Source organism: Streptomyces sp. NPDC090499 (assembly GCF_044769305.1).
Taxonomy (GTDB): domain Bacteria; phylum Actinomycetota; class Actinomycetes; order Streptomycetales; family Streptomycetaceae; genus Streptomyces.
On record NZ_JBIVXP010000003.1, the window covers coordinates 604,228 to 624,855 of the forward strand.

Below are 20,628 nucleotides of genomic sequence, written 5' to 3' on the forward strand. Positions count from 1 at the left end.
GATTCAGCGACCCCTTACAGCTTCATCAGGCTGGCGTCGTCGACCGAGGCCGAGTGGCGGGTACGGAACAGCGACACGATGATCGCGAGCCCGACCACGACCTCCGCGGCGGCGACGACCATCGTGAAGAAGGCGATGATCTGGCCGTCGAGATTGCCGTGCATCCGGGAGAAGACGACGAACGCGAGGTTGCAGGCGTTCAGCATGAGCTCGATGCACATGAAGACGACGATCGCGTTCCGTCTGATCAGCACACCGGTGGCGCCGATCGTGAACAACAGGGCGGCGAGGTAGAGGTAGTAGACGGGGTTCACTTCGACGCCTCCTCGCTGCGCTTGAAGTGCGCGGGCTCGACCGGGGTCCGCTCCAGGCGTTCCTCGGAGCGCTGTTCCAGGGCGCGCAGGTCGCCGAGCGCCTCGGCGGACACGTCACGGAGCTGGCCGCGGTCGCGGAGCGTCTTGCTGACGGTGAGCTCGGACGGGGTGCCGTCGGGGAGCAGGCCGGCGATGTCCACGGCGTTGTGCCGGGCGTAGACGCCGGGGGCGGGCAGCGGCGGCAGGTGCTTGCCGTCGCGGACGCGCTGCTCGGACTGCTCGCGCTGGGTCTTGGCGCGTTCGGTGCGCTCCCGGTGGGTGAGCACCATGGCGCCGATGGCGGCGGTGATGAGCAGGGCGCCGGTGATTTCGAAGGCGAACACGTACTTGGTGAAGATGAGGGCGGCGAGGCCCTCGACGTTGCCGTTGGCGTTGGCCTGGCCGGTGCCCGCGAAGTCCTTGAGGGAGGCGTTGGCGATGCCCGCGAGGAGCAGGACGCCGAAGCCGACCCCGCAGAGAAGGGCCAGCCAGCGCTGGCCCTTGATGGTCTCCTTCAGGGAGTCGGCGGCGGTCACGCCGACGAGCATCACCACGAAGAGGAACAGCATCATGATCGCGCCGGTGTAGACGACGATCTGCACGATGCCGAGGAAGTAGGCGCCGTTGGCGAGGTAGAACACCGCCAGGACGATCATGGTTCCGGCGAGTGACAGCGCGCTGTGCACGGCCCGCTTCATGAAGACGGTGGACAGGGCGCCGATCACGGCGACGGTGCCGAGGACCCAGAACTGGAAGGCCTCGCCGGTGGAGGTGGCGTAGGCGGCGAGCTGCGGGCTCATGCCTCCACCTCCTGGTCCTGGTCCCCGGGCTGCTCGCCCTTGGAGACGGCCACCTGGCGCACGGTCCCGGGCGCGGCCTCGGTGACCAGGCCCCGGTAGTAGTCCTGTTCGTCGGTCCCCGGGAAGATCGCGTGCGGCGAGTCGACCATGCCCTCTTCGAGACCGGCGAGGAGCTGTTCCTTGGTGTAGATGAGGTTGGCGCGGCTGCTGTCGGCCAGTTCGAACTCGTTGGTCATCGTGAGCGCGCGCGTGGGGCACGCCTCGATGCACAGGCCGCACAGGATGCAGCGGGCGTAGTTGATCTGGTAGACGCGGCCGTAGCGCTCGCCGGGCGAGTAGCGCTCCTCGTCGGTGTTGTCGGCGCCTTCCACGTAGATGGCGTCGGCGGGGCAGGCCCAGGCGCACAGTTCGCAGCCGACGCACTTCTCCAGGCCGTCCGGATGGCGGTTGAGCTGGTGCCGTCCGTGGAACCGCGGGGCCGTGGTCTTCGCCTGCTCCGGGTACTGCTCGGTCAGCCGCTTCTTGAACATGGCCTTGAAGGTCACGCCGAAGCCGGCGACGGGGTTCTGGAAACCGGGCTTGGTCTCCTTGGGCTCCTCAGCCATCGGACGCCTCCTTTCCATCCGCAGGTCCGTCACTGACAGTGTCCGGCCCGCCACTGACAATCAGCTCCCGCTCCCGGCGCGGGGTGCGCCGGGGCACCGGCGGCAGTTCCTGTCCGGGCAGCGGCGGTACGGGGAAGCCGCCCGCCATCGGGTCGAACGCGGCCGCTTCCGCGGTCGGCTGCGCGGCCTCCTTGCCCTTGTCGCGGAACATGTCGACGACGAAGGACAGGACCAGCAGGGTGAGGACTCCGCCGCCGACGTACAGGGCGATGTCGGCGAAGTCGTAGTTCTGGTTGCGCAGGGTCCGCACGGTCGCGACGAGCATCAGCCAGACGACGGAGACCGGGATGAGGACCTTCCAGCCGAGCTTCATCAGCTGGTCGTAGCGCACGCGCGGGAGGGTGCCGCGTACCCAGACGAAGCCGAACAGCAGCAGGACGACCTTGGCGAGGAACCAGAGCATCGGCCACCAGCCGTGGTTGGCGCCCGCCCAGACGGTGCTGATCGGCCAGGGGGCCCGCCAGCCGCCGAGGAACAGGGTGGTCGACACGGCCGAGACGGTCACCATGTTGACGTACTCGGCGAGCATGAACATCGCGAACTTGATCGACGAGTACTCGGTGTTGAAGCCGCCGACCAGGTCGCCTTCGGACTCGGGCATGTCGAAGGGGGCGCGGTTGGTCTCGCCGATCATGGTGACGACGTAGAGGACGAACGAGACCGGCAGCAGCAGGATGTACCAGCGGCCCTGTTGCTGGTCGACGATCGTGGACGTCGACATCGATCCGGAGTACAGGAACACGGAGGCGAACGCGGCGCCCATGGCGATCTCGTAGGAGATCATCTGGGCGCAGGAGCGCAGGCCGCCGAGGAGCGGGTAGGTGGAGCCGGAGCTCCAGCCGGCCAGGACGATGCCGTAGATGCCGACGGAGGCGACCGCGAGGATGTAGAGCATCGCGATCGGCAGGTCGGTGAGCTGCATCGTGGTGCGGTGGCCGAAGATCGAGATCTCGTTGTCGGCCGGGCCGAACGGGATGACCGCGATGGCCATGAACGCCGGGATGGCCGCGACGATCGGCGCGAGGACGTAGACGGCCTTGTCGGCGCGTTTGACGACGACGTCTTCCTTGAGCATCAGCTTGATGCCGTCGGCGAGCGACTGGAGCATGCCCCAGGGGCCGTGCCGGTTGGGGCCGATGCGCAGCTGCATCCAGGCGACGACCTTGCGCTCCATGACGATGGAGATCAGCACGGTCACCATCAGGAAGGCGAAGCAGAAGACCGCCTTGATGACGACCAGCCACCACGGGTCGCGGCCGAACATGGAGAGGTCTTCAGCGGCGAAGTACGGGCTCATGCCTCCACCTCCTTGGGTGCCTCGCCGGCGGTGGCCGCCGGGCCGATGCGGACGAGGGAGCCGGGCAGCGCCCCGGTGTCGGAGGCGACGCCGCCGCCGGCCGAGTTCAGCGGGAGCCAGACCACACGGTCGGGCATCTCGGTGATCCTGAGCGGGAGCTCGACGGTGCCGACGCCTGTGGTGACGGCGATGAGGCCGCCGTCGTCGACGCCCGCCTCGGCGGCGGTCGCCGCGGACACGCGCGCGTGGGCGGCGTGCCGGGTGCCTGCCAGTGCGTCGTCGCCGTCCTGGAGGACGCCCTGGTCGAGGAGGAGCCGGTGCCCGGCGAGCACGGCCTCCCCGGCGGCGGGCCTGGGCAGCGTTGCCGCCGTCTCCAGCGGTTCGGAGGCCTTGGGTCCGTCCCAGGCGCCGAGCCGGTCCAGTTCCGCCCGCGCGGTGCGCAGGTCGGGCAGGCCGAGGTGGACGTCCATGGCGTCGGCGAGCATCTGCAGCACGCGCGCGTCGGTGGGCGGCAGCCGCCGGGTCATCTGCTCGGGCTTGAGGGCGGCCTCGAAGAGTCGCGCCCGGCCTTCCCAGTTGAGGAAGGTGCCGGCCTTCTCGGCTACCGCGGCGACCGGCAGGACGACGTCGGCGTGTTCGGTGACCTCGCTGGGCCGCAGCTCCAGGGAGACCAGGAAGCCGACGGCTTCGAGTGCCGCACGCGCGCGTGCCGGGTCGGGCAGGTCGGCGATCTCCACTCCGGCGACCAGCAGGGCGGAGAGTTCGCCGCGGGCGGCGGCCTCGACGATCTGGCCGGTGTCGCGGCCGTAGCGGAGCGGGAGTTCCGAGACCCCCCAGGCGGCGGCGACCTCCTCACGCGCGCGCGGGTCGGTGGCCGGGCGGCCGCCCGGCAGCAGCGACGGCAGCGCGCCGGCCTCGATCGCGCCGCGCTCACCGGCCCGGCGCGGGATCCACACCAGCCGGGCGCCGGTGGCGGTGGCGGCCCGTACGGCGGCGGTGAGACCGCCGGCGACCGACGCCAGCCGCTCACCTACGACGATCACCGCGCCGTCGGAGCGCAGCGCCTCGGCGGCCAGGGTGCCGGGCTCCTCCAGGCCGACGCCGCTCGCGAGGGCGTCCAGCCATTCGGTCTCGGTGCCGGGTGCGGCAGGCAGCAGCGTGCCGCCGGCCTTCTCCAGTCCGCGGGTGGCGTACGTGGCGAGGGAGAACACCTGCTGCTTGTGCTTGCGCCAGGCCTTGCGCAGCCGCAGGAAGACGCCGGGCGCCTCCTCCTCCGACTCGAACCCGACCAGGAGGACGGCGGGTGCCTTCTCCAGGGAGGTGTGGGTGACGCCCGTACCGTCCAGGTCACGGCCGCGGCCCGCCACCCGTGCGGCCAGGAAGTCGGCCTCCTCGCTGCTGTGCACGCGCGCGCGGAAGTCGATGTCGTTGGTGTCGAGGGCCACGCGCGCGAACTTGCTGTACGCGTAGGCGTCCTCGACGGTGAGCCGGCCGCCGGTGAGGACACCGGCCCGGGAGCGGGCGGCGGCCAGGCCCTGGGCGGCGGCTTCGAGTGCCTCCGGCCAGGAGGCGGCTTCGAGGACGCCCTGTGCGTTGCGGACCAGCGGGGTCTCCAGGCGGTCCTTCTGCTGTGTGTACCGGAACGCGAAGCGTCCCTTGTCGCAGATCCACTCCTCGTTGACCTCGGGGTCGTTGGCGGCGAGCCGCCGCATGACCTTGCCGCGCCGGTGGTCGGTGCGGGTGGCGCAACCGCCCGAGCAGTGCTCGCACACCGACGGCGAGGAGATCAGGTCGAAGGGGCGGGAGCGGAAGCGGTACGCCGCCGAGGTCAGCGCGCCGACCGGGCAGATCTGGATGGTGTTCCCGGAGAAGTACGACTCGAACGGGTCGCCCTCGCCGGTGCCGACCTGCTGCAGCGCGCCGCGCTCCAGGAGTTCGATCATCGGGTCGCCGGCGACCTGGTTGGAGAACCGGGTGCAGCGGGCGCACAGCACGCACCGTTCGCGGTCCAGGAGTACCTGGGTGGAGATCGGGACGGGCTTGGCGTAGGTGCGCTTGCGGCCGGCGAAGCGGGACTCGGCGTTGCCGTGCGACATGGCCTGGTTCTGCAGCGGGCACTCGCCGCCCTTGTCGCAGACCGGGCAGTCCAGCGGGTGGTTGATGAGCAGCAGTTCCATCACGCCGTGCTGGGCCTTCTCGGCCACGGGCGAGGTGAGGTGAGTCTTCACCACCATCCCGTCCGTACAGGTGATCGTGCAGGAGGCCATGGGCTTGCGCTGGCCCTCGACCTCGACGATGCACTGGCGGCAGGCGCCGACCGGGTCGAGCAGGGGGTGGTCGCAGAAGCGCGGGATCTCGACGCCGAGCTGTTCGGCGGCACGGATCACCAGGGTGCCCTTGGGCACGCTGATCTCGATGCCGTCGATCGTCAGCGTGACGAGGTCCTCCGGCGGGACCGCCGCCGTTCCCCCCGAGGAGGGGGAACTCGTGGTCACGGTCATGCGTTCACCTCCGGGCGGTCCGCCCAGGCCGTCGACTTGGCCGGGTCGAAGGGGCAGCCCCGGCCCGTGATGTGCTGTTCGTACTCCTCGCGGAAGTACTTGAGCGAGGAGAAGATCGGGGACGCCGCGCCGTCGCCGAGGGCGCAGAAGGACTTGCCGTTGATGTTGTCGGCGATGTCGTTCAGCTTGTCGAGGTCGGACATCACGCCCTTGCCGGCCTCGATGTCGCGGAGCAACTGGACGAGCCAGTAGGTGCCTTCGCGGCAGGGGGTGCACTTGCCGCAGGACTCGTGGGCGTAGAACTCGGTCCAGCGGGTGACGGCGCGCACCACGCAGGTGGTCTCGTCGAAGCACTGGAGTGCCTTGGTGCCGAGCATGGAACCCGCGGCGCCGACCCCTTCGTAGTCGAGGGGGACGTCGAGGTGCTCGTCGGTGAACATGGGGGTCGAGGAGCCGCCCGGGGTCCAGAACTTCAGGCGGTGGCCGGGCCGCATCCCGCCGCTCATGTCGAGGAGCTGGCGCAGGGTGATGCCGAGCGGTGCCTCGTACTGGCCGGGGCTTGTGACGTGGCCGCTGAGGGAGTAGAGCGTGAAGCCGGGCGACTTCTCGCTCCCCATCGACCTGAACCATTCCTTGCCCTTGTGGAGGATGGCGGGAACCGAGGCGATGGACTCGACGTTGTTCACAACAGTCGGGCAGGCGTAGAGCCCTTCGACAGCCGGGAAGGGGGGACGCAGTCGCGGTTGACCGCGGCGGCCTTCGAGCGAGTCGAGCAGTGCGGTCTCCTCACCGCAGATGTACGCGCCGGCGCCGGCGTGCACGGTGAGGGTCAGGTCGAGTCCGCTGCCGAGGATGTTCTCGCCGAGGTAGCCGGCCTCGTAGGCCTCGCGCACGGCCTCGTGCAGCCGCCGCAGGACGGGGACGACCTCACCCCGCAGGTAGATGAAGGCATGCGACGACCGGATGGCGTAGCACGCGATCACGATGCCCTCGATGAGGCTGTGCGGGTTGGCGAACAGGAGCGGGATGTCCTTGCAGGTCCCGGGCTCCGATTCGTCGGCGTTGACAACTAGATAGTGCGGCTTGCCGTCTCCCTGCGGAATGAACTGCCACTTCATCCCGGTGGGGAACCCCGCGCCGCCGCGGCCGCGCAGTCCGGACTCCTTGACATAGGCGATCAGGTCGTCCGGTGACATGGCGAGCGCCTTGCGGAGCCCCTCGTATCCTTCGTGCCTCCGGTAGACGTCGAGCGTCCAGGACCGGTCCTCGTCCCAGAAGGCCGACAGCACGGGTGCGAGCAGCTTCTCGGGACTGGTGTCCTTCAGGTCGGGTGCCACCGTCATCACTCCCCCTCCTCTGCGGCAGGCCCTGCCGGGTGCGACGGGTCGGAGGCCGAGGTCTCCTGCGGCGCGTCATGGGAACTGAGGTGCTCGGTCGGCGACGGCTCGTGCACCCTGTCCTGCAGTTGTTCCTGCGGACCTCCGCGCGGATGGACCACGCGCGCGGGTGCGGCCTCACCCCTTGCCAGGCGGAGGCCCACGAGCGACGCGGGTCCCGCGCTCCCGCTCTCCTCGACGGCCCCGGGCCGTTCGTCGGGGAAGCCGGCCAGGATCCGCGCGGTCTCCTTGAAGGTGCACAGCCGGGCACCGCGGGTGGGCTCGACGTCGCGGCCGGCGCGCAGGTCGTCGACGAGGCGTTTGGCGCTGGCCGGGCTCTGGTTGTCGAAGAACTCCCAGTTGACCATCACGACGGGCGCGAAGTCGCAGGCCGCGTTGCACTCGATGTGCTCCAGGGTGACCTTGCCGTCGCCGGTGGTCTCGCCGTTGCCGACGCCCAGGTGCTCCTGGAGGGTCTCGAAGATCGCGTCGCCGCCCATGACCGCGCACAGCGTGTTGGTGCAGACGCCCACCTGGTAGTCACCGGAGGGCTTGCGCCGGTACATGGTGTAGAAGGTGGCGACGGCGGTGACCTCGGCCGTGGTCAGCTGCAGGACGTCCGCGCAGAACTGCATTCCGGTGCGCGTGACGTGCCCTTCCTCCGCCTGCACGAGGTGCAGCAGCGGCAGCAGGGCGGACCGGGAGTCGGGGTAGCGGGCGACGACGTCGCGCGCGTCCGCCTCCAGGCGGGCCCGGACGTCGTCCGGGTAGGCGGGCGCGGGCAGCTCGGGCATGCCCAGGCTGACACCGCGCTCCGAGGAAGAGGTGGTCACCGGTCGACGCCTCCCATCACGGGGTCGATGGACGCGACGGCGACGATGACGTCGGCGACCTGGCCGCCCTCGCACATCGCCGCCATGGCCTGCAGGTTGGTGAAGGACGGGTCGCGGAAGTGGACCCGGTAGGGGCGGGTGCCGCCGTCGGACACGGCGTGCACGCCGAGTTCGCCCTTGGGGGACTCGACGGCCGCGTAGGCCTGGCCGGGCGGGACCCGGAAGCCCTCGGTGACCAGCTTGAAGTGGTGGATCAGGGCCTCCATGGAGGTGCCCATGATCTTCTTGATGTGGTCGAGGGAGTTGCCGAGTCCGTCCGGCCCGAGGGCGAGCTGGGCGGGCCAGGCGATCTTCTTGTCGGCGACCATGACCGGTCCGGGCTGGAGCCGGTCCAGGCACTGCTCGACGATCCCGAGCGACTGGCGCATCTCCTCCAGGCGGACCAGGAAGCGGCCGTAGGCGTCGCAGGTGTCGGCCGTCGGGATCTCGAAGTCGTACGTCTCGTAGCCGCAGTACGGCTGTGCCTTGCGCAGGTCGTGCGGGAGGCCGGCGGCGCGCACGATCGGGCCGGTGGCGCCGAGGGCCATGCAGCCGGCCAGGTCGAGGTAGCCGATGTCCTGCATGCGGGCCTTGAAGATGGGGTTCCCGGTGGCGAGCTTGTCGTACTCCGGGAGGTTCTTGCGCATCTTCTTCACGAACTCGCGGATCTGGTCGACGGCGCCGGGCGGCAGGTCCTGGGCGAGGCCGCCGGGGCGGATGTACGCGTGGTTCATCCGCAGGCCGGTGATGAGCTCGTAGAGATCGAGAATCATTTCACGATCGCGGAAGCCGTAGATCATGATCGTGGTGGCGCCGAGTTCCATGCCGCCGGTGGCGATGCACACCAGGTGGGAGGAGAGCCGGTTCAGCTCCATCAGGAGCACCCGGATGATGCTGGCGCGTTCGCTGATCTGGTCCTCGATGCCGAGGAGTTTCTCGACGGCGAGACAGTAGGCGGTCTCGTTGAAGAAGGACGTCAGGTAGTCCATGCGGGTCACGAACGTGGTGCCCTGCGTCCACGTGCGGAATTCGAGGTTCTTCTCGATGCCGGTGTGGAGGTAGCCGATGCCGCAGCGGGCCTCGGTGACCGTCTCGCCGTCGATCTCCAGGATGAGGCGGAGCACCCCATGGGTGGACGGGTGCTGGGGACCCATGTTGACGACGATGCGTTCGTCGTCGGCGCGGGCCGCGGACTGGACGACCTCGTCCCAGTCGCCGCCGGTGACCGTGTACACGGTGCCCTCGGTGGTCTCCCGCGGCGTTGCGTGCTGCGTGCTCATGAGTACGACCTCCGCTGGTCCGGAGCCGGGATCTGGGCGCCCTTGTACTCGACGGGGATGCCGCCGAGGGGGTAGTCCTTGCGCTGCGGGTGGCCCTGCCAGTCGTCCGGCATCATGATCCGCGTCAGGGCCGGGTGACCGTCGAAGACGATCCCGAAGAAGTCGTAGGTCTCGCGCTCGTGCCAGTCGTTGGTCGGGTAGACGGAGACCAGGGACGGGATGTGCGGGTCGGCGTCCGGGGCGCTGACCTCCAGGCGGATCAGCCGGTTGTGGGTGATCGAGCGCAGGTGGTAGACGGCGTGCAGCTCGCGGCCCTTGTCGTGCAGGTAGTGGACGCCGCTGACGCCGGTGCACAGTTCGAAGCGCAGGGCCGGGTCGTCGCGCAGGGTGCGGGCGACGCGCGGCAGGTGCTCGCGTTCGATGTGGAAGGTGATCTCGCCGCGGTCGACGACCGTCTTCTCGATGGCGTTGTCGGGGAGCAGTCCCTGCTCCTCCAGGGCGCCTTCCAGTTCGTCGGCGACCTCGTCGAACCAGCCGCCGTAGGGGCGGGTGGCCGGTCCGGGGAGGCGGACCGAGCGGACCAGGCCGCCGTAGCCGGAGGTGTCGCCGCCGTTGTTCGCGCCGAACATGCCGCGCTGGACGCGGATCTCCTCGCCGCCCTGGCCACGCTGGCCGGGGAGGTTGTCGGCGGCGAGGTCCTTCTCGGGGTTGACCCCGTTGTGGCCGTTCGCGTCGCTCACCGCAGCAGCCCCTTCATCTCGATCGTGGGCAGGGCCTTGAGCGCCGCCTCCTCCGCCTCCCGGGCCGCTTCCTTCGCGTTGACGCCGAGCTTGGAGGTCTGGATCTTCTGGTGGAGCTTGAGGATCGCGTCCATCAGCATCTCGGGGCGCGGCGGGCAGCCCGGCAGGTAGATGTCGACGGGGACGATGTGGTCGACGCCCTGGACGATCGCGTAGTTGTTGAACATGCCGCCCGAGGACGCGCAGACGCCCATGGAGATCACCCACTTGGGGTTGGGCATCTGGTCGTAGACCTGCCTGAGCACCGGCGCCATCTTCTGGCTGACCCGGCCGGCGACGATCATGAGGTCGGCCTGGCGGGGTGAGCCGCGGAAGACCTCCATGCCGAAGCGGGCCAGGTCGTAGCGGCCGGCGCCGGTCGTCATCATCTCGATGGCGCAGCAGGCGAGGCCGAAGGTGGCGGGGAAGACGGACGCCTTGCGCACCCAGCCCGCGGCCTGCTCGACGGTGGTCAGCAGGAAGCCGCTCGGCAGCTTTTCTTCGAGTCCCATGTCCAAAGACCCCTCAGTCCCATTCCAGGCCGCCGCGCCGCCAGACGTATGCGTAGGCGACGAAGACGGTGAGCACGAAGAGCAGCATCTCCACGAGCCCGAAAACACCCAGGGCGTCGAAGGTGACGGCCCACGGGTAGAGGAAGACGATCTCGATGTCGAAGACGATGAAGAGCATCGCCGTCAGGTAGTACTTGATCGGGAAACGCCCGCCGCCGGCCGGCGTGGGGGTCGGCTCGATACCGCACTCGTAGGCTTCGAGCTTGGCGCGGTTGTACCGCTTCGGACCGATCAGCGTGGCCATGACCACGGAGAAGATCGCAAAGCCTGCCCCGAGGGCTCCCAGTACGAGGATGGGCGCATAGGCGTTCACCGCTCCTCGCTCCTCTCAGTCGGCACTGACTGGTGGCGGTTCGGATCGGGCTCCCCACCTGCCTCGTCCGTCCCGCGAACCCCGCGCGTCCCGGGCGAAGATCGCGAACATGTGAAGCAGGTCACAAGCCCAACTGCCTCGCATCTTATGCCCGCCGCTCTGTGATCTGCGACACGGGGTATTGCACAAGCTTTGTGATCTCCACCACCTGACGATCGATCATGAAGTCGGATGAGCGGTGATCTTCACACACGAAGCGTTCGCTTGATCACCAGACGTGACATTTTCGACCGTCTCCGCAGACGGGAGGGGGTTTCGAGCGGGCGTCTCTATATCAAGAGGGTTCCCCTGCATGCAAATTCGCGATGGACCGGGCGCCTTGATAGTGCGCCGCATTCACACATCAGAGGGAGGTGTGAGGGGTGATGTGGACGCGTGCACGCGTTCACGAACCCGGGACGCGCGAGACGCACCCTCACCGGTAACCGTTCCGTGACCTCCGCCACATCCATGAGAGGCGTCTGAGAACGGGGCTTGGCCAACCATCCAAACCGATGGTAGGCGGGGGGCAATCCGGACGTAACAGCGAAAGAGCGTGATCACGGGCTTGATCACAGGAGTCCGCAATGTCCGTTACGGCGTCAATAAAGAAAGACACGCGAGGGATTCACAGTCTCGATTGAGCAACTGTGGCGCAGCACACGTTTCTTGTAGATATGAAGGAGCCCCTGATACCGGTTATTCCCATGTCCCACACCGCTCACATACGCAGCCACCGGAAAGCCCGCCGCAGCGCGACGACAAGCATCGCCGTGCGCGCCGGAGTTGCCAGTGGCGTCCTCGGCATGGCAGCGGCGGGCGCGGCCTCGGCGAGTGCCGCCGAACCCGTGACGCAGACGCTCGAACTGCCCACCCTGACGGCCGATCTGGCCACCCAGGTGGCCCAGTCCGCCGACGCCACGCAGCAGGCCGCGGCGAACTACACCCTCCAGGCCGAGCGCGACGCGGCCGCCGCAAATGCCGCGAAGCAGGCCAAGGCGGACCTCGCCGAGGCGAAGCAGAAGGCCGAGGCCAAGAAGAAGAAGGCCGAGGAGGCCCGCAAGGCCGCCGCAGAGCGCGCCGCCTCACGCAGCGCCGAGCGGACCACCCTCAGCGCCTCCACGGGCTCCAGCGCCTCCACGAGCACGTCCACGGCGACCGGTTCGGCGGCCGCGGTGGTCGCCTTCGTGAAGGCGCAGATCGGCGACGCCTACGTCTCCGGCGGCACGGGCCCCAACTCGTGGGACTGCTCGGGCCTCGTCCAGGCCGCCTTCAAGTCGGTCGGCGTCAGCCTGCCGCGCGTCTCCCAGGACCAGTCGACGCAGGGCACCCAGGTCTCGCTGAGCAACCTCCAGCCCGGCGACATCCTCTACTGGGGCAGCGCCGGCAGCGCGTACCACGTGGCGGTGTACGTGGGCGACGGCATGTTCGTGGGCGCGCAGAACCCCTCCAGCGGCGTCGGAGAGCACCCGCTGTCGTACGACCCGCCGACCGGCGCGGTGCGGGTGCTCTGACAACCCGGGCAACCAAGACAACTCAGGCATCGCACAAGCACGGTAGGGCCGCAGCCGCTCGGGGGCAGCGGCCCTTCCGGCATGCCCGCCCGGCCACGGCCCTCCCTCCTCACTCCCCTCTCCCTCTCTCCCCTCCCCTCTCCGCTTCGGTCACCCTTCTCCGGGTTTTCCACAGGCCGCAGGCCCTCGCGAGGGTTTTCCACAGGCCCGCCCGCGATCCGGTGACTCCTGGGATGCTCGGTGCAGGCCGCTCGCACACGGCGCGGCGGCCCCGAGATCCGAGAAGGAGACACCGCGATGCCACGCGTCTTCGTCCAGGGCGACCCCATGGACTACTACCCCCGGCACACCCCCGAGGCCCGGCGCGGTTCGGTGCGCCGGATCACCGAGACCGGTGAGGACGTCCTGCACAAGCCGTGCCGGGACGTCACCGAGTTCGGTCCCGACCTCGCCGCGCTCATCGACGACATGTTCCGCACCATGTACATCGCCGAGGGAGCCGGCCTCGCGGCGAACCAAGTCGGGGTCGACCTCCGGCTGTTCGTGTACGACTGCCTCGATGACGACGGTGTCCGTCATGTCGGGCACATCGTCAACCCCGTCCTGGAGGCACCCGACCCGGCCGGCCGGCGGCTGCTCGACGAGGGCGAGGGGTGCCTGTCGGTGCCGGGGGCGGTGATGGACGTACCGCGGCCGGACCGGGCGGTCATGCACGGACGAGACAAGGAAGGCAATCCGCTCACCATTGAGGGAACGGGATATTTCGGCCGCTGCCTGGCGCACGAGACCGACCATGTGAACGGGCGCGTGTATCTCGACCGGCTCTCCGGGCGGGAGCGGAAGGAAGCGCTGCGGCAGATGGCGGACCGGCGGGAGGACGTCTACGCCCGCCGGGCCGCCAACATCGAGGCGATCGGCTCCTAGGAGCGGTCAGGCCTTCGGGGCCACCTTGCTCAGGCCGTTGATGATGCGGTCCATCGCGTCGCCGCCGGTCGGGTCGGTGAGGTTCGCCAGGAGCTTCAGGGTGAACTTCATCAGCAGCGGGTGGGTCAGGCCGCGCTGGGCGGCGATCTGCATGACCTTCGGGTTGCCGATGAGCTTCACGAAGCCGCGGCCCAGCGTGTAGTAGCCGCCGTAGGTGTCCTTGAGGACGCGCGGGTAGCGCTGCAGGGCCAGCTCGCGGCCGCCGGGCGTGGCCCGCGCGTGGGCCTGGACGATGACGTCGGCGGCGATCTGGCCGGACTCCATGGCGTAGGCGATGCCCTCGCCGTTGAAGGGGTTCACCAGGCCGCCGGCGTCGCCGACGAGGAGGAGGCCGCGGGTGTAGTGGGGCTGGCGGTTGAAGGCCATGGGGAGGGCCGCGCCGCGGATCGGGCCGGTCATGTTCTCGGGGGTGTAGCCCCAGTCCTCGGGCATGGAGGCGCACCAGGCCTTGAGGACCTCGCGCCAGTCCAGTTCCTTGAAGGAGTCGGAGGTGTTCAGGACGCCGAGACCCACGTTGGAGGTGCCGTCGCCCATGCCGAAGATCCAGCCGTAGCCGGGCAGCAGGCGGTCCTGGGGGCCGCGGCGGTCCCAGAGTTCCAGCCAGGACTCCAGGTAGTCGTCCTCGTGCCGGGGGGAGGTGAAGTAGGTGCGGACGGCCACGCCCATCGGGCGGTCCTCGCGGCGGTGCAGGCCCATGGCGAGGGAGAGCCGGGTGGAGTTGCCGTCGGCGGCCACCACGAGCGGGGCATGGAAGGTGACTTCGCGCTTCTCCTCGCCGAGCTTGGCGTGCACGCCGGTGATCCGGCCGGTGCGGTCGTCGACGATCGGGGCGCCGACGTTGCAGCGCTCGAAGAGGCGGGCGCCCGCCTTCTGGGCCTGGCGGGCGAGCTGTTCGTCGAAGTCGTCGCGTTTGCGGACCAGGCCGTAGTCGGGGAAGGAGGCGAGATCCGGCCAGTCGAGCTGGAGGCGGGTGCCGCCGCCGATGATGCGCAAGCCTTTGTTGCGCAGCCAGCCGGCCTCCTCGGAGATGTCGATGCCCATGGCGACCAGCTGTTTCACCGCGCGCGGGGTGAGTCCGTCGCCGCACACCTTCTCGCGCGGGAACTCGGTCTTCTCCAGAAGAAGGACGTCGAGACCGGACTTGGCGAGGTGGTAGGCCGTCGTGGAGCCGGCTGGCCCCGCGCCGACGACGATGACATCGGCGGTGTTTTCGGAGAGGGGCTCGGTCACGGCGGGGGCTCCCCAAGGCTCGAAATCTGCGTGCCGACCGGCACTGGACATGGGCAGTCTATTCAGCGGTACTGATCACCCGGCTGAAGGGCTGCCCCTGTGAACCGAGCTCTCCCCGCGGTACGGCTGCGTGTGCCCACGCACGAGGACGCGTTCGCCTGGCACCGGGTCTTCGACGACCCCGAGGTCATGGAGTTCCACGGCGGCAGGGCCGCCGAGCTGTCCGTCTACGAGGAGCTCACCGCCCGTCAGCGCCGGCACGACGCGGAGCTCGGCTTCTGCCTGTGGACGATGACCGACCAGGCGGGGCAGGTCATCGGGTTCACCGGCGCCCAGCCGTGGGCGCCGGACTGGGGGCCCAGAGGTGAGATCGAGATCGGCTGGCGGCTCGGGCGGGCCCACTGGGGCAAGGGGTACGTGACGGCGGCGGCGCACATGACGCTGGGACGGCTGCGGGCGGCAGGCGTGCCGACGGTGGTGGCGATGGTGCGGCCGGGCAACGCGCGCTCCGTCGCGGTGACCCGGCGCCTCGGGATGGAGTTGCGGGAGACGTTCCCGCACCCGCGCCTGCCGGAGGAGGCTCTCTGCTTCCGGCTCGACCTGCGGGGCGGCAGCACACTCAATTACACAGAGTAACGATCTGTTACAGAAAGACACTTGGCGCTTCCGGCCGCCATATGCCGGGGGTTACCCTTCCAGTACCGCTGGGGGTGACATCTGTGCATATAACACCCAAAACACCCGAAGTGCGCGTGCCACGGCTGGTAGGGCTGATGGCCGTGGACGCGCGCGAGACCGCCCGGTCGCGGGGTCTGTTCCTCAACGCGCCGGACCGGCCCGACTTCCACCTCACGGTCGTCGACTACGTCGTGCGCCAGTTCCCGCAGCCCGGTGCCGAGGTGCCGCGGGACTCGATGGTGTACGTGTGGTTCGACTTCGGTGAGGGCGAGGGCGGCGGAGGCGTGCGCGAGCCGCGCATCCCGCGGCCGCCCAGAGGCGGGCTGCAACGGGAGCTGGACCAGCCCGGGGACAACACCTTCGAGGTGAGCAGCCTGTGAGTCCGCGGCCGGTGAGCCCCGGGCCGGGGCTCAGGCCTCCTTGAAGCCCCGGTGCAGGGCGACGATTCCGCCCGTGAGGTTGCGCCAGGCCACCTTCGACCAGCCTGCCGCGCGCAGCCGGCCGGCCAGCGCGGGCTGGTCGGGCCAGGCGCGGATGGACTCGGCGAGGTAGACGTAGGCGTCCGGGTTGGAGGAGACCGCGCGGGCGACCGGCGGCAGCGCACGCATCAGGTACTCGGTGTAGACGGTCCGGAAGGGCGCCCAGGTCGGATGCGAGAACTCGCAGATCACGACCCGCCCGCCGGGCCGCGTCACCCGGTACATCTCGCGCAGGGCCGCGTCGGTGTCCTGGACGTTGCGCAGCCCGAAGGAGATCGTCACCGCGTCGAAGGTGTCGTCCTTGAACGGCAGCTTCGTCGCGTCCCCCGCGGTGAAGGGCATCCATGCGGTGCGCCGCTTGCCGACCTGGAGCATCCCGAGGGAGAAGTCGCAGGGCACGACGAAGGCGCCGGCCCGGGCGAACGGCTGGGAGGAGGTGCCCGTGCCGGCCGCCAGGTCCAGGATCTTCTGCGCGGGGCGCGCGTCCACCGCCTTGGCGACCTCCTTCCGCCACTGCCGGTCCTGGCCGAGCGACAGCACGTCGTTGGTCAGGTCGTACCGTTCCGCCACGTCGTCGAACATCGAGGCGACTTCGTGCGGCTGCTTGTTCAGGGAAGCGCGGGTCACGCCCGCCATTGTTGCAGCACGCCCTCAGGGGAGAAGCTTCGGCTTCTTCTTCGCGGCCACGTCCTCCACCCAGCCGCACGCCACGACGAACACCGCGATCAGGATCCAGCCGACGCCGAACATGAACCACTGGCTGTCCAGTGGGAGCCACTTCTCGAACGCGGGCACGTTCCACATCTGGTCGATCAGCGGGACCGCGAGGATCAGCGCGATCTCGTGCCAGAGGTAGATCGTCACCGCGCGCGCGTTGAAGATCGTGACCGTCCGGTCGACCTTCCGGTACCGGGTCAGCCAGGCGAAGTCGATCTTGAAGTAGGCCTTCGCCCACATCAGCAGCATCACGAACCCGGCCGACCAGAAGGCCTGCGCGAGGGGGTTCTCGTCCAGGTCGTAGGTGCCGAAGTCGGCCTGGTGCGAGAAGGCGTACCAGCCGCCGTAGCCGACGGCGGCGAGCGAGCCGACGACGACCAGGGCCGGCTTCATCCGCTGGAGCACGCCGTCGCGGTGGGCGAAGCCGAGGATCCAGCAGAAGAGGTACGTCGACAGGTCCCACAGGGCGGAGCCGAAGCGGTTGTCGGGGCCGGACCAGACGAAGTTCAGGACCAGGATCGGGGCGAGGGACAGGAGGAGCACCGGGACCGGGGCCTTGCGGAAGATCCACAGCATCGCCGGGGAGAGGAGGACGAACCACAGGTAGGTGCGCAGGTACCAGAGGATCTCCCAGGCCTGCTCGCCCCACGCGTTGCCCGGCGGGTCGCCGAGCGGGACGACCCAGTAGACGATCTGCCAGCCCGGCATCCAGTCGTGGATCAGCATCGCCAGGACGACGAAGAAACCCCAGAACCAGAAGGGCGGGAGGAGGCGGCGCAGGCGGCTCTTGACCACCTTGAGCGCGGGGCGCTCCAGGGACTTCGCCATGAGGGTGCCGGCGAGGCCGAACATGATGCCCATGGAGGGGAACACCATGCCGCACCAGGCCCAGCCGAAGGTGTGGTAGGTGACGACGCGGATGAGGGCGACGGCGCGGAGGGTGTCGAAGTAGCGGTCCCTTGCGGGCTTTTTGGGCTGCGGTTCCGCGTCGGGTTCCTTGGCGTCTGTTGTCTCGGTGCCCGGAACTGTCGGCTGTGCCCACCCTCCCCCACTCTCGGCTTCGCTCGAGCGGGGGAGGGTGCCCACAGCAGGTGTGTCCGGCTCCGGCTCCACCACGGGCAGCGGGGCCGTCTGGTCCGGTGCCGGAGTGTAGGTGTAGTCGGGGTACGGCTGCTGCACGTACTGCTGCTGGCCGCCGTACTGGGTGTGGTCGTAGCCGTTGTAGCCCTGCTGGTAGGGGTTCTGCTGGTACGGGTTCTGCTGGTCCCAGGTCATCAGCCGCTCACCCCCGCCGGGGTGCCGACCTCGCCGGTGCGCTTGAGTTTCTGCCAGCGCAGGCGGCCGCCGGTGAGGGCGGTGATGCAGGAGTGGATGAGGACGAGGTACATCATCTGACGGTAGGCCAGCTGCTGCAGCGGCATCATCGCGAGGTAGCGGTACTTCTCCTTGTCCAGGCGGAACGCGTAGGCGGCGCAGGCCAGTTGGAGGCCGAGGACGGCGAGCCAGGCCAGCAGGGCGGCCTCGAAGTCGACGAAGATCATGGAGTAGACCGTGAAGACGTCGATGAGCGGGGCGAAGACCGGGGTGACGATCTGGAAGAGGACGACCAGGGGCATGCCGACGCGGCCGAAGCGGCCTGACGGGCCCTTGTCCGTCAGGGACTTGCGGTGCTTCCAGAGGGCCTGCATGGTGCCGTAGGACCAGCGGTAGCGCTGCGACCACAGCTGCTTCAGCGAACCGGGCGCCTCCGTCCAGGCCTTGGCGTGCTCCTGGTAGACGACCCGCCAGCCGGCGCGGTGCATGGCGATGGTGATGTCGGTGTCCTCGGCGAGGGTGTCCTCGCTCATCCCGCCGACCCCCAGGACCGCCTCGCGGCGGAACGCGCCGATGGCGCCGGGGATCGTCGGCATGCAGCGCAGCAGGTCGTACATGCGGCGGTCGAGGTTGAAGCCCATCACGTACTCGATGTGCTGCCAGGCGCCGATGACCGTGTTGCGGTTGCCGACCTTCGCGTTGCCGGCGACCGCGCCGACCCCGGGGTCCGCGAACGGCTGCACGAGGTGCCGTACCGTCTCCGGCTCGAAGACCGTGTCGCCGTCCATCATCACGACGATGTCGTAACTGGCGTTGCGCACACCGTTGTTGAGGGCGGCCGGTTTGCCGGCGTTCTCCTGGCGGATGACCCGGACGTTGTGCATGCCGAGCTTGTCGGCGGCGGCGCGGGCGATCTCCGAGGTGCCGTCCGTGGAACCGTCGTCGACGACGATGACCTCGATCGGGTGGGTGCTCTGCGCCAGCGACTCCAGGGTGTTGGCGATGCACTCCTTCTCGTTGTACGCGGGGACGATCACGCTCACCGGCCGGGTGACCGTCTCCCCCCAGCTGAAGCGGCGTTTGTTGCGCTGTCTGTAGTGGCGGCGGGCGATGAGCAGCATCATCCCGAAGCGGCCCATCACCGCGACGCCGACGACGAACAGCAGGCCGGAGAGGACGGGGAGGGCCCACTCGGCTATCGCCACCGCCACGATGAGGGCCTTGCCCTCGTAGAGGGTCATGCCGGTGGCCGTGCGGTGGGCGGCCTGGAGCCGGGAGACGGTGGTGGTGCTGCGGGTGCCCGGGGCGGTGCCGCCCTCGCCGTTCGGGGCGGTGCCGGCACCGGGCTGGGAACCGGCGCCCGCACCCGAAGCGGTGCCCGCACCCGAAGCGGTGCCCGTACCGGAAGAAACGGTTCCCGTACCGGAAGAAGCAGTGCCCGTACCGGAAGAAGCAGTGCCGGTGCCGGAAGAAACGGTGCCGGTGCCGGTCACCCCGGCCTCGGTGAGGCCGGTGGTGGCCTGGCCGTTCGTGGTGGTGCCGGCGGCGGCGGTCTGCCGGCTCGCGGCGTTCCGCTTCTCGACGACACCGCTGACGGTGGTGAAGGTGTAGCCCTTCGCCTTCATCTTCTTGATGTACTGCGGCAGCGCCTTGATCGTCTGCGAGCGCTCGCCGCCGGCGTCGTGGAAGAGGACGGCGGCGCCCTTGGTGCCGCTGGGCGTGGCCCACTTGACGATCTTCGAGACGCCCGGCTTCTTCCAGTCGTCGCTGTCGGTGTCGACGAAGACGCTGGTGTAGCCCTCGTTGCCGAGCTTCTCGTAGACCGGCCAGCTGTAGTTGTCGATGGCGTCGGTCTCCGAGGAGTACGGCGCGCGGAAGAGGGTCGTGGTGATACCGGCCGCGCCCGCCAGCGCGAGCTGCGTCTGTTGCATCTCGCGGTTGATCCGGGCGTCGCTCTGGTACGAGAGGTCGACGTGCGTGAACGTGTGGATGCCGACCTCGTTGCCCTGCTGGACCATCGTCTTCACGATGCTCGGGTAGCGCGACACCATCGAGCCGACCAGGAAGAACGTGGCGGGTATGTCGTACTGCTGCAGGATCTTGAGGACCTGCGGGGTGTAGGTCGGGTTCGGGCCGTCGTCGAAGGTGAGGGCGATGGTCTTGGAGGGGACCGAGACGGTGGTTGCCTGACCGCCCCGGAAGGTGAGGATCGGGCCGCCGTCGAGGACCTTGTCCGGGACCTTGCTGGAGCTGGCTCCGGTGCGCACCCGCTGGTCGCCGCCGACCTCTGCGCGCAGATAGCCGTCGAGCAGCATCACGCAGGTCAGCGCCAGCAGGAGCAGCAGGGCGAGGATGACACGTGGTTTCTGCAGCGCCGCGGCCCTGCCCGCCGCCCGCTCGATGCGGGTGGGGGCGCGCCTGCGGCCGCGTGCGGACGTCGGAGTAGTCACGGGGAGAGGCCTGCGTTCCCGGTCAGTCCGCGGTGGCGGATGCGGAGGCGGACGGGGTGGCGGCGGTCGAGGGCGGTGCCGAGGGGCGGCCGCTGGGCAGGCCGGCCTGACGGCCGATGCCGCCCTGCGGGCGTTCGCCGCCGGGGGCGTTGCCGGCGCGTGCGAAATCGGGGATCAGCGAGTCCGGGGTGAGCGAGGTTCCCCAGCCCATGAAGGCGGCACCGAGCACTCCGGTGTAGGCGAGGCAGACGACGCCGAGGAGGAGGCCGATGCGCCGCAGCACCTTGGAGCGGCGCCCGGAGGAGTCGACGAAGACGGGCCCCTCGGCAGACCCGTTGCCTTGTTTGCGGCGGCGACCGCGCCCGGCGGCGCGGCTTTCGATGGCAGGCTCGGATTGCATTCCACGGATATTAGG

20 protein-coding genes are annotated in these 20,628 nt (G+C 69.4%); 4 read left to right on the top strand and 16 right to left on the bottom strand.

Translation table 11 applies throughout. The features are described 5' to 3' along the window. Positions 1 to 14: 14 nt before the first annotated feature. Genes nuoK through ACIQVL_RS14785 form a run of 11 tightly spaced genes read right to left on the bottom strand, consistent with a single transcriptional unit; the run spans position 15 to position 10,808 of the window. Positions 15 to 314 carry an NADH-quinone oxidoreductase subunit NuoK gene (gene nuoK / locus ACIQVL_RS14735; protein ID WP_046726439.1) on the bottom strand — a complete coding sequence of 100 codons (300 nt, stop codon included), beginning with the start codon at positions 312 to 314 and terminating at the stop codon, positions 15 to 17. Further along, positions 311 to 1,153, bottom strand: coding sequence for an NADH-quinone oxidoreductase subunit J (locus ACIQVL_RS14740; protein WP_403433824.1), 843 nt, complete (start codon positions 1,151 to 1,153; stop codon positions 311 to 313). Before ACIQVL_RS14740 ends, nuoK begins: the two co-directional genes overlap by 4 nt. Continuing rightward, on the bottom strand, positions 1,150 to 1,758 hold the full coding sequence (gene nuoI, locus ACIQVL_RS14745) for an NADH-quinone oxidoreductase subunit NuoI (RefSeq protein WP_403433821.1): 609 nt from the start codon (positions 1,756 to 1,758) through the stop codon (positions 1,150 to 1,152). Before nuoI ends, ACIQVL_RS14740 begins: the two co-directional genes overlap by 4 nt. Further along, positions 1,751 to 3,115, bottom strand: coding sequence for an NADH-quinone oxidoreductase subunit NuoH (gene nuoH / locus ACIQVL_RS14750; RefSeq protein ID WP_403433819.1), 1,365 nt, complete (start codon positions 3,113 to 3,115; stop codon positions 1,751 to 1,753). Before nuoH ends, nuoI begins: the two co-directional genes overlap by 8 nt. Beyond that, on the bottom strand, positions 3,112 to 5,616 hold the full coding sequence (locus ACIQVL_RS14755) for an NADH-quinone oxidoreductase subunit G (protein WP_403433817.1): 2,505 nt from the start codon (positions 5,614 to 5,616) through the stop codon (positions 3,112 to 3,114). Before ACIQVL_RS14755 ends, nuoH begins: the two co-directional genes overlap by 4 nt. After that, the gene (gene nuoF / locus ACIQVL_RS14760) at positions 5,613 to 6,959 is read right to left on the bottom strand and encodes an NADH-quinone oxidoreductase subunit NuoF (RefSeq protein WP_403433814.1); all 1,347 of its coding nucleotides are present in this window, start codon (positions 6,957 to 6,959) and stop codon (positions 5,613 to 5,615) included. The genes ACIQVL_RS14755 and nuoF overlap by 4 nt, the downstream gene beginning before the upstream one ends. Then, positions 6,959 to 7,825 carry an NADH-quinone oxidoreductase subunit NuoE gene (gene nuoE / locus ACIQVL_RS14765; protein ID WP_403433812.1) on the bottom strand — a complete coding sequence of 289 codons (867 nt, stop codon included), beginning with the start codon at positions 7,823 to 7,825 and terminating at the stop codon, positions 6,959 to 6,961. The genes nuoF and nuoE overlap by 1 nt, the downstream gene beginning before the upstream one ends. Beyond that, the gene (locus tag ACIQVL_RS14770; RefSeq protein ID WP_403433809.1) at positions 7,822 to 9,144 is read right to left on the bottom strand and encodes an NADH-quinone oxidoreductase subunit D; all 1,323 of its coding nucleotides are present in this window, start codon (positions 9,142 to 9,144) and stop codon (positions 7,822 to 7,824) included. The genes nuoE and ACIQVL_RS14770 overlap by 4 nt, the downstream gene beginning before the upstream one ends. Next, positions 9,141 to 9,884 (bottom strand): NADH-quinone oxidoreductase subunit C, encoded by a 744-nt coding sequence (locus tag ACIQVL_RS14775; RefSeq protein ID WP_403433806.1) that lies wholly within the window; start codon positions 9,882 to 9,884, stop codon positions 9,141 to 9,143. Before ACIQVL_RS14775 ends, ACIQVL_RS14770 begins: the two co-directional genes overlap by 4 nt. Further along, entirely contained in the window at positions 9,881 to 10,435 is a 555-nt protein-coding gene (locus ACIQVL_RS14780; protein WP_053654534.1) for an NADH-quinone oxidoreductase subunit B family protein, read from the bottom strand. Before ACIQVL_RS14780 ends, ACIQVL_RS14775 begins: the two co-directional genes overlap by 4 nt. A 13-nt stretch (positions 10,436 to 10,448) precedes the next feature. Continuing rightward, entirely contained in the window at positions 10,449 to 10,808 is a 360-nt protein-coding gene (locus ACIQVL_RS14785; RefSeq protein WP_007383963.1) for an NADH-quinone oxidoreductase subunit A, read from the bottom strand. A gap of 746 nt (positions 10,809 to 11,554) precedes the next feature. Between ACIQVL_RS14785 and ACIQVL_RS14790 the strand changes: the two genes are divergently transcribed. Both ACIQVL_RS14790 and def read left to right on the top strand, forming a co-directional pair. Next, on the top strand, positions 11,555 to 12,361 hold the full coding sequence (locus ACIQVL_RS14790) for a C40 family peptidase (RefSeq protein ID WP_403433803.1): 807 nt from the start codon (positions 11,555 to 11,557) through the stop codon (positions 12,359 to 12,361). A 297-nt stretch (positions 12,362 to 12,658) separates the two neighbouring features. Continuing rightward, positions 12,659 to 13,285, top strand: coding sequence for a peptide deformylase (gene def, locus ACIQVL_RS14795; protein WP_403475450.1), 627 nt, complete (start codon positions 12,659 to 12,661; stop codon positions 13,283 to 13,285). 6 nt (positions 13,286 to 13,291) lie between these two features. On the opposite strand, the gene ACIQVL_RS14800 is transcribed toward def, so the two are convergent. Beyond that, entirely contained in the window at positions 13,292 to 14,626 is a 1,335-nt protein-coding gene (locus tag ACIQVL_RS14800) for a geranylgeranyl reductase family protein (RefSeq protein WP_403433797.1), read from the bottom strand. 48 nt (positions 14,627 to 14,674) lie between these two features. Here ACIQVL_RS14800 and ACIQVL_RS14805 point away from each other — a divergent pair, with 48 nt between their 5' ends. After that, complete coding sequence (locus ACIQVL_RS14805) at positions 14,675 to 15,211, top strand: GNAT family N-acetyltransferase (protein WP_403475451.1); 537 nt, start codon at positions 14,675 to 14,677, stop codon at positions 15,209 to 15,211. A gap of 110 nt (positions 15,212 to 15,321) precedes the next feature. After that, positions 15,322 to 15,633 carry a PASTA domain-containing protein gene (locus tag ACIQVL_RS14810; RefSeq protein ID WP_351708868.1) on the top strand — a complete coding sequence of 104 codons (312 nt, stop codon included), beginning with the start codon at positions 15,322 to 15,324 and terminating at the stop codon, positions 15,631 to 15,633. Between the two features lie 30 nt (positions 15,634 to 15,663). Here ACIQVL_RS14810 and ACIQVL_RS14815 read toward each other — a convergent pair whose 3' ends face one another. The 4 genes from ACIQVL_RS14815 to ACIQVL_RS14830 are packed head-to-tail and all read right to left on the bottom strand — an operon-like array spanning position 15,664 to position 20,613. Further along, positions 15,664 to 16,359 carry a demethylmenaquinone methyltransferase gene (locus ACIQVL_RS14815; protein WP_403475452.1) on the bottom strand — a complete coding sequence of 232 codons (696 nt, stop codon included), beginning with the start codon at positions 16,357 to 16,359 and terminating at the stop codon, positions 15,664 to 15,666. A 24-nt stretch (positions 16,360 to 16,383) separates the two neighbouring features. Further along, positions 16,384 to 17,724 carry an acyltransferase family protein gene (locus tag ACIQVL_RS14820; protein WP_403475453.1) on the bottom strand — a complete coding sequence of 447 codons (1,341 nt, stop codon included), beginning with the start codon at positions 17,722 to 17,724 and terminating at the stop codon, positions 16,384 to 16,386. Beyond that, the gene (locus tag ACIQVL_RS14825) at positions 17,724 to 20,213 is read right to left on the bottom strand and encodes a glycosyltransferase (protein WP_403475454.1); all 2,490 of its coding nucleotides are present in this window, start codon (positions 20,211 to 20,213) and stop codon (positions 17,724 to 17,726) included. The genes ACIQVL_RS14820 and ACIQVL_RS14825 overlap by 1 nt, the downstream gene beginning before the upstream one ends. A gap of 22 nt (positions 20,214 to 20,235) precedes the next feature. Next, complete coding sequence (locus ACIQVL_RS14830) at positions 20,236 to 20,613, bottom strand: hypothetical protein (protein ID WP_403475455.1); 378 nt, start codon at positions 20,611 to 20,613, stop codon at positions 20,236 to 20,238. Positions 20,614 to 20,628: the final 15 nt, after the last annotated feature.

What these genes read in the sequence shown, in the direction of transcription:
- ACIQVL_RS14740 (WP_403433824.1), bottom strand. Translation starts at nt 1,153, where the DNA reads ATGAGCCCGCAGCTCGCCGCCTACGCCACCTCCACCGGCGAGGCCTTC.
- nuoI (WP_403433821.1), bottom strand. Translation starts at nt 1,758, where the DNA reads ATGGCTGAGGAGCCCAAGGAGACCAAGCCCGGTTTCCAGAACCCCGTC.
- nuoH (WP_403433819.1), bottom strand. Translation starts at nt 3,115, where the DNA reads ATGAGCCCGTACTTCGCCGCTGAAGACCTCTCCATGTTCGGCCGCGAC.
- ACIQVL_RS14755 (WP_403433817.1), bottom strand. Translation starts at nt 5,616, where the DNA reads ATGACCGTGACCACGAGTTCCCCCTCCTCGGGGGGAACGGCGGCGGTC.
- nuoF (WP_403433814.1), bottom strand. Translation starts at nt 6,959, where the DNA reads ATGACGGTGGCACCCGACCTGAAGGACACCAGTCCCGAGAAGCTGCTC.
- ACIQVL_RS14770 (WP_403433809.1), bottom strand. Translation starts at nt 9,144, where the DNA reads ATGAGCACGCAGCACGCAACGCCGCGGGAGACCACCGAGGGCACCGTG.
- ACIQVL_RS14780 (WP_053654534.1), bottom strand. Translation starts at nt 10,435, where the DNA reads ATGGGACTCGAAGAAAAGCTGCCGAGCGGCTTCCTGCTGACCACCGTC.
- ACIQVL_RS14790 (WP_403433803.1), top strand. Translation starts at nt 11,555, where the DNA reads ATGTCCCACACCGCTCACATACGCAGCCACCGGAAAGCCCGCCGCAGC.
- def (WP_403475450.1), top strand. Translation starts at nt 12,659, where the DNA reads ATGCCACGCGTCTTCGTCCAGGGCGACCCCATGGACTACTACCCCCGG.
- ACIQVL_RS14800 (WP_403433797.1), bottom strand. Translation starts at nt 14,626, where the DNA reads ATGTCCAGTGCCGGTCGGCACGCAGATTTCGAGCCTTGGGGAGCCCCC.
- ACIQVL_RS14820 (WP_403475453.1), bottom strand. Translation starts at nt 17,724, where the DNA reads ATGACCTGGGACCAGCAGAACCCGTACCAGCAGAACCCCTACCAGCAG.
- ACIQVL_RS14830 (WP_403475455.1), bottom strand. Translation starts at nt 20,613, where the DNA reads ATGCAATCCGAGCCTGCCATCGAAAGCCGCGCCGCCGGGCGCGGTCGC.